The 5794-nt window shown below is 69.1% G+C and carries 7 protein-coding genes; 3 read left to right on the top strand and 4 right to left on the bottom strand.

Going from position 1 to position 5794, the window contains the following annotated elements; all coding sequences use genetic code 11:
• Both VLJ82_RS19985 and VLJ82_RS19980 read left to right on the top strand, forming a co-directional pair.
• Nucleotides 1–427: ATP-binding cassette domain-containing protein (locus VLJ82_RS19985; RefSeq protein WP_408665127.1), on the top strand; the 427-nt coding region annotated here is incomplete at its 5' end.
• Nucleotides 424–1380: an ABC transporter permease gene (locus VLJ82_RS19980; RefSeq protein ID WP_408665126.1), complete on the top strand. Its 957-nt coding sequence runs from the start codon at nt 424–426 to the stop codon at nt 1378–1380. The genes VLJ82_RS19985 and VLJ82_RS19980, both read left to right, overlap by 4 nt.
• Nucleotides 1381–1449: 69 nt before the next feature.
• Here VLJ82_RS19980 and VLJ82_RS19975 read toward each other — a convergent pair whose 3' ends face one another.
• The 4 genes from VLJ82_RS19975 to VLJ82_RS19960 all read right to left on the bottom strand — a co-directional run bounded on the left by VLJ82_RS19975 (nt 1450) and on the right by VLJ82_RS19960 (nt 4524).
• Nucleotides 1450–2397, bottom strand: coding sequence for a proline iminopeptidase-family hydrolase (locus VLJ82_RS19975; RefSeq protein ID WP_408665125.1), 948 nt, complete (start codon nt 2395–2397; stop codon nt 1450–1452).
• Nucleotides 2394–2819, bottom strand: coding sequence for a type II toxin-antitoxin system VapC family toxin (locus tag VLJ82_RS19970; protein ID WP_408665124.1), 426 nt, complete (start codon nt 2817–2819; stop codon nt 2394–2396). The genes VLJ82_RS19975 and VLJ82_RS19970 overlap by 4 nt, the downstream gene beginning before the upstream one ends.
• A 20-nt stretch (nt 2820–2839) precedes the next feature.
• Nucleotides 2840–3076 carry a type II toxin-antitoxin system Phd/YefM family antitoxin gene (locus VLJ82_RS19965; RefSeq protein ID WP_408665123.1) on the bottom strand — a complete coding sequence of 79 codons (237 nt, stop codon included), beginning with the start codon at nt 3074–3076 and terminating at the stop codon, nt 2840–2842.
• Nucleotides 3077–3201: 125 nt separating this feature from the next.
• Complete coding sequence (locus VLJ82_RS19960; RefSeq protein ID WP_408665122.1) at nt 3202–4524, bottom strand: UDP-glucose dehydrogenase family protein; 1323 nt, start codon at nt 4522–4524, stop codon at nt 3202–3204.
• Nucleotides 4525–4687: 163 nt separating this feature from the next.
• Between VLJ82_RS19960 and VLJ82_RS19955 the strand changes: the two genes are divergently transcribed.
• On the top strand, nt 4688–5794 hold a 1107-nt coding region (locus VLJ82_RS19955; RefSeq protein WP_408665121.1), incomplete at its 3' end, for an acyl-CoA dehydrogenase family protein.

The following is a 5794-nucleotide window of genomic DNA, read 5'->3' as shown; positions in this document are numbered from 1 at the left end:
GACCTACAGCCACGGCATGCAGCAGCGGCTGGCGATCGCCCAGGCGATGCTGGGCCTGCCCGACGTGCTGGTGCTGGACGAGCCGACCAACGGCCTGGACCCGCCGCAGATCGCCGAGATGCGGGTGGTGCTGGGCCGCTACGCCGCCACCGGGCGCACCGTCATCGTGTCCTCGCACCTGCTGGCCGAGGTCGAGCAGACCTGCAGCCACGTGGTGGTGATGCACCGCGGCCGGCTGGTGGCGGCGGGATCGGTGACCGAGGTGGCGGGCACCGGCGCGACCCAGCTCGCCGTGGACGACCCGGACCGGGCACAGGAGGTGCTGGCGGCCGCCGGCATCGGTGCCCGGCCGGTGCCGGCCCGACGGGCGCTGGAGGATGTCTTCCTGGATTTGATCGGGGAGCGACCTGATCGGGGAACGCAGTGATTAGCAGTATTTCCAGTGGTTCCGGCTCGTCCGGCGGGGTGCCGCCCACCCGGCGCGGCATCCACGACCGGCTGGCCCAGCTGCCCGCACTGCCCGCCGACCAGCCGGGTGGCGGACCGGCCATGGGTTTCGACAGCGGCCGGACGCTGCTGCTGCGGGTGGAGTTTGCCCGCCAGCTGACCCGTCGGCGTACCCAGCTGACCGTACTGTTCCTGCTGGTGCTGCCGATCATCATGGCGCTGGCGTTCCAGCTCGGCGGGTCCGGCAGCTCCAACCGGAACCGGCCGGCACTGGTGGACCTCGCGACCGCGGGGGCCGGCAACTTCGCGCTGTTCACCGAGTTCGCTGCCGTCGGCTTCCTGCTGGTGGTGATCGTGGCGATGTTCTGCGGCGACACCATCGCCAGCGAGGCGAGCTGGTCGTCGTTGCGCTACCTGCTGGCGCTGCCGATCCCGCGGGCCCGACTGCTGCGACAGAAGCTACTGGTGGCGTTGACCTTCTCGTTCGGGGTGAACCTGCTGCTGCCGGCCTGGGCGTACCTGGTGGGCGGGACGTTCTTCGGCTGGGCGCCGGCGAAGTCGCCGTTCGGAGGCAGCTTCAGCTACACCGAGACCCTGCAGCGGCTGCTGATCGTGGTGCTGTACGCCTGCGGTCAGGCGTTGCTGGTGGCCGCGCTGGCGTTCCTGCTCAGCGTGCTGACCGACGCGCCGCTGGCCGCCGTCGGCGGTGCAACCTTCCTGGTGGTGGTGTCCAACATCCTGGACTCGATCACCGCGCTGGACCCGTACCGGGTGGTGCTGCCCACCCACTTCCAGTACTCCTGGCTGGACGCGCTGACCCCGACGATCAGCTGGGACGACATGATCCGCGGCTGCGCGGTGGCGGCGATCTACAGCGCTGTGCTGTTCACCGCCGCCTGGACCCGCTTCGCCCGCAAGGACATCACCAGCTAACGCGCAAGGACATCACCAGCTGATAGATGGAGCGTGCTCACCGAGGAGTAGAGCGAGCTGACTCACCAGTCACAAGCCGGCAGGATCGGCGCCGTCAGGTTCGGCGCCATCGAGAAAGCGTCGGACGACGGACAGGAAACGCTCGGTCTCCTCGACGTGCGGCATGTGGCTGGATTCGGCGAAGATTCGCCAGCGTACGTCGGGAATCTGCTCGAAGAACGGCCGCACCGCGACTGGTGCTGCCTCGTCGTAATGGCCGGAGATGATCAGAGTAGGTACGTTGATCTGTGGCAGCCGGTCGATGACCGACCAGCCTTTCAGCGAACCGACGGTGTGGAACTCGCTCGGACCGTTCATCGTGTGGTAAACGGTCGGGTCGTCGTCGATCGCGGCGAAGCTCGCGGCGACCTCGGGTGGATTGGGAACCACTCGACAGACGTGGCGGTCGTAGTACACCTGCATCGCCTCGCGGTATTCCGGCGAATCTGTGGTTCCCGCCGCCTCGTGCTGCCGCAGTGTCTCCTCGACCTCGGCCGGCAATCCGGCGCGAAGCGAGTCCGCCGCCACGCCCCACAGCTCCATGGCAGCCGGTGAGTCGGCGATGACCAGCCGCTGCAGGCCCACTGGTCGACGAACCGCGAACTCCGCGCCGAGCATGCCACCCCAGGACTGGCCGAGCAGATGGTAGGAGTCGGCTATTCCCAGCGCCGCGAGCAGGGTGTTCAGTTCGGCGACGAAGAGCTCGACGGTCCAGTAGCTCGGATCCGCGTCTGGCAGGTGAGTGGATCTACCGTTGCCGATCTGGTCGTAGTGGATCACCGGGCGCCCGTCGCGCGCCAGCGCGCTCAGCCGTAACAGGTAGTCGTGGGTGCAGCCGGGGCCGCCGTGCACGACCACCAGCGGAGTGACTCCGCTGTTCAGGTCGCCGGTGACGCGGTACCAGGTCTGCGAGCCATCGAAGGTGATGGTGCCTTCGTAGTCAGCCGGCAAGATGTAATCGGACTGCTGGTCTGTCATCGTGAAGCGCTCCTCGTCGTGCCGCTCGGATGGCGGGGATGGGGGACCGGCTGGACGGTGAGCTCATCGATGCCGGCGAAGTCGCTCGGGTTGCAGGTGTACAGCGGTAAGCCGTGGGCGATGGCGGACGCTGCGATCAGAGCGTCGTAGGCACGGGCGGCGGGCTTGCGGCCGGCCTGGCGCAGCGAGGCCGCTATCCGGCCGAACGCGCGAGCCGACGCGGCGTCGAAGGCCAGTGGTTGGAAGTCCGCCTCCGCCTGCTGCAAATGCGCCTGGCGGGCTGACCGTTCGCGGGCGGTGTCCGCGACATGTGGCCCGACCGACAGCTCGGCCAAGGTCACCGAGCTGATGATGCATTCGTCGGGAAGCGTGCTTGGATCGTCCAGCTCGCCGAGCAGGATCACCGTCGAGGTGTCGAGCATTCCCCGGGTCGAGGGCGCCGTCATACCGTCGCGTCGAGCACGGCGTCGAGATCGCGCCGTAGCAGCTCGGGATCGACCCGGGGCAGGTGCCGGCGCGCTTCGATGAGGTCGGCCGGTGCCGGACCAGGCCGGCGTCGCGGACGCAGCTCGGCGATCTCAGCGCCGTCCCGGGTCACGATCAACTCCTCGCCACGAGCCACCCGGTCGAGAACGGCTCCGCCGTTGTTGCGTAGTTCGCGGATGGTCACGCTCTTCACGAAACCAAGCGTATCACCGGTGAGACATGATGGAGGAGCTGTCGTAGCTGTCATACGGCAGAAGCTAGGGCTCTACTCCGACAGATGCCGTGAGTTATCCACAGGGGAAGTAGGGCGCCTACATCCTAAGGACGGCCGAGCGCGCGGTAGGCCCAGCCGGCGGCCCGCCACTGGGCCGGGTCGAGGACGTTGCGGCCGTCCACCAGGTTGCGCTGGGCGACCCGGGCGCCGATGGTGTCCGGGTCCATGGCGCGGAAGATCGACCACTCGGTCAGCAGCATCACCAGGTCCGCCTGGTCCACCGCCTCCTCCAGGGAGCCGGCGTAGACCAGCTCAGGGTGCAGCCGCTGGGCGCTGGCGTTGGCCTCCGGGTCGTAGATCTGCACGGTCGCGCCGCGTCGGCCCACTGCGGCGGCCACGTCCAGGGCCGGCGAGTCCCGGACGTCGTCGGAGTTCGGCTTGAACGCAGCCCCCAGCACCGCCACCCGGGTGCCGCGGTACGAGCCGTCCAGCAGGTCCAGGCCGAGCTCGACCGTCCGGGCCCGCCGGCGCAGGTTGATCTCGTCGACGTCGCGCAGGAACGACACCGCCTGGTCCACCCCGAGCTCGCCGGCCCGGGCGATGAAGGCCCGGATGTCCTTGGGCAGGCAGCCGCCGCCGAAGCCGAGGCCGGCGTTGAGGAAGCGCCGCCCGATCCGGGCGTCGTGGCCGATCGCGTCGGCCAGCTGGGTGACGTCGGCACCGGTCGCCTCGCACACCTCGGCCATCGCGTTGATGAAGCTGATCTTGGTGGCCAGGAACGAGTTCGCCGCGACCTTGACCAGCTCGGCGGTGGCGTAGTCGGTGACGATCACCGGCGTGCCGGCCTCGATGACCGGGGCGAAGCTGGCCCGCAGCATCTGCTCGGCCCACTCGCTGCGCACCCCGAACACCAGCCGGTCCGGACGCAGGGTGTCCTCCACGGCGAAGCCCTCGCGCAGGAACTCCGGGTTCCAGGCCAGCTCCACCTCCAGGTGCGGCGAGAGCTCGGCGAGCACCTTGGCCATCCGCACCGCGGTGCCGGCCGGCACGGTGGACTTGCCGACCACCAGCGCCCGCCGGTCCAGGTGCGGCGCCAGCGACCGGAACGCCGCCGCGACGTAGCTGAGGTCCGCGGCGTACTGGCCCTTCTTCTGCGGGGTGCCGACGCAGATGAAGTGCACGTCGGCGAACTCGGCCACCTCGGTGTAGTCGGTGGTGAACCGCAGCCGGCCGGAGTCGATGTGCTTGGCCAGCAGCTCGGGCAGCCCGGGTTCGAAGAACGGGATCCGGCCCGCCCGCAGGGCCTCGATCTTGGCGATGTCGACGTCGAGGCCGATCACCTCGTAGCCGAGCTCGACCATGCACACCGCGTGGGTGGCGCCGAGGTAGCCGGTACCGATCACCGAGAGGCGAGGACGCTGGGTCATGGTTGTCAAGGCTATCGCGCCCGCCGGCTAGCACCGTTTCCGCTCGCCGGACACCCCCGTTCTTGCCCGGATCGGCTGCCGGCGCAGCCACCGTGCTGGTGGTCGCAGTGACACGGCGCGCAGTACGTTGCGTCACCGCTACTGATGAGTAACGCTTGTCGGTATGGCGCTCAATCCTGAATTCGACAGCTACCGGCTCAGCGACGAGCACACCATGCTGCGCGAAGCGGTTCGCGAGCTGGCCGAGGACAAGATCGCCCCCAGGGCGGCCGAGGTGGACCGCACCGCGGAGTTCCCGTACGACGTGCTGGCGGCCCTGGTGCGGGCCGGTTTCCACGCCGCCCACATTCCCGAGGAGTACGGCGGCGCGGGCGCGGACTCGCTGGCCACCGTGCTGGTGATCGAGGAGGTCGCTCGGGTCTGCGCGTCGTCCTCGCTGATCCCGGCGGTGAACAAGCTCGGCACCATGCCGCTGCTGCTGTCGGCGTCGGAGGACCTGAAGAAGCAGGTGCTGCCGCCGGTCGCCTCCGGCGAGGCGATGTTCTCCTACGCGCTGTCCGAGCGGGAGGCCGGTTCCGACGCCGCGGCGATGCGCACCCGCGCGGTGCTCGACGGCGACCACTGGGTGCTCAACGGCACCAAGTGCTGGATCTCCAACGCGGGCGTGTCGACCTACTACACGGTGATGGCGGTGACCGACCCGTCCAAGGGGGCGCGCGGCATCTCCGCCTTCGTGGTGCACAAGGACGACCCTGGCTTCTCGGTCGGCATGCACGAGCGCAAGCTCGGCATCAAGGGCTCGCCGACGTGTGAGATCCACTTCGAGAACTGCGCCATCCCGGCCGACCGGATCATCGGCGAGCCCGGCACCGGGTTCAAGACCGCGCTGACCACCCTGGACCACACCCGGCTGACCATCGGCGCCCAGGCGCTGGGCATCGCCCAGGGAGCCATCGATGCCTCTATCGCCTACATGAAGCAGCGCCAGCAGTTCGGTCGGCCGATCGCGGACTTCCAGGGCCTGCAGTTCATGCTGGCTGACATGGTGATGCAGACCGAGGCCGCCCGGCAGCTGATCTACGCCGCCGCCGCCAAAGCCGAGCGCGGCGAGCCCGGGCTCACCTGGTACTCGGCCTCGGCCAAGGCGTTCGCCTCGGACGTGGCGATGAAGGTCACCACCGACGCCGTCCAGCTGTTCGGCGGCTACGGCTACACCGAGGACTTCCCGGTGGAGCGGATGATGCGCGACGCCAAGATCACCCAGATCTAC

It is taken from the genome of Jatrophihabitans sp. (assembly GCF_035474675.1).
Lineage (GTDB): Bacteria > Actinomycetota > Actinomycetes > Mycobacteriales > Jatrophihabitantaceae > Jatrophihabitans_A.
Note: the sequence above shows the minus strand (reverse complement) of the source record. Positions and strands in the feature narration are given on the sequence as shown.

Excerpts from the sequence above, each read along its gene's own strand:
- VLJ82_RS19975 (WP_408665125.1), bottom strand. The coding sequence starts at position 2,397 with ATGACAGACCAGCAGTCCGATTACATCTTGCCGGCTGACTACGAAGGC.
- VLJ82_RS19970 (WP_408665124.1), bottom strand. The coding sequence starts at position 2,819 with ATGCTCGACACCTCGACGGTGATCCTGCTCGGCGAGCTGGACGATCCA.
- VLJ82_RS19960 (WP_408665122.1), bottom strand. The coding sequence starts at position 4,524 with ATGACCCAGCGTCCTCGCCTCTCGGTGATCGGTACCGGCTACCTCGGC.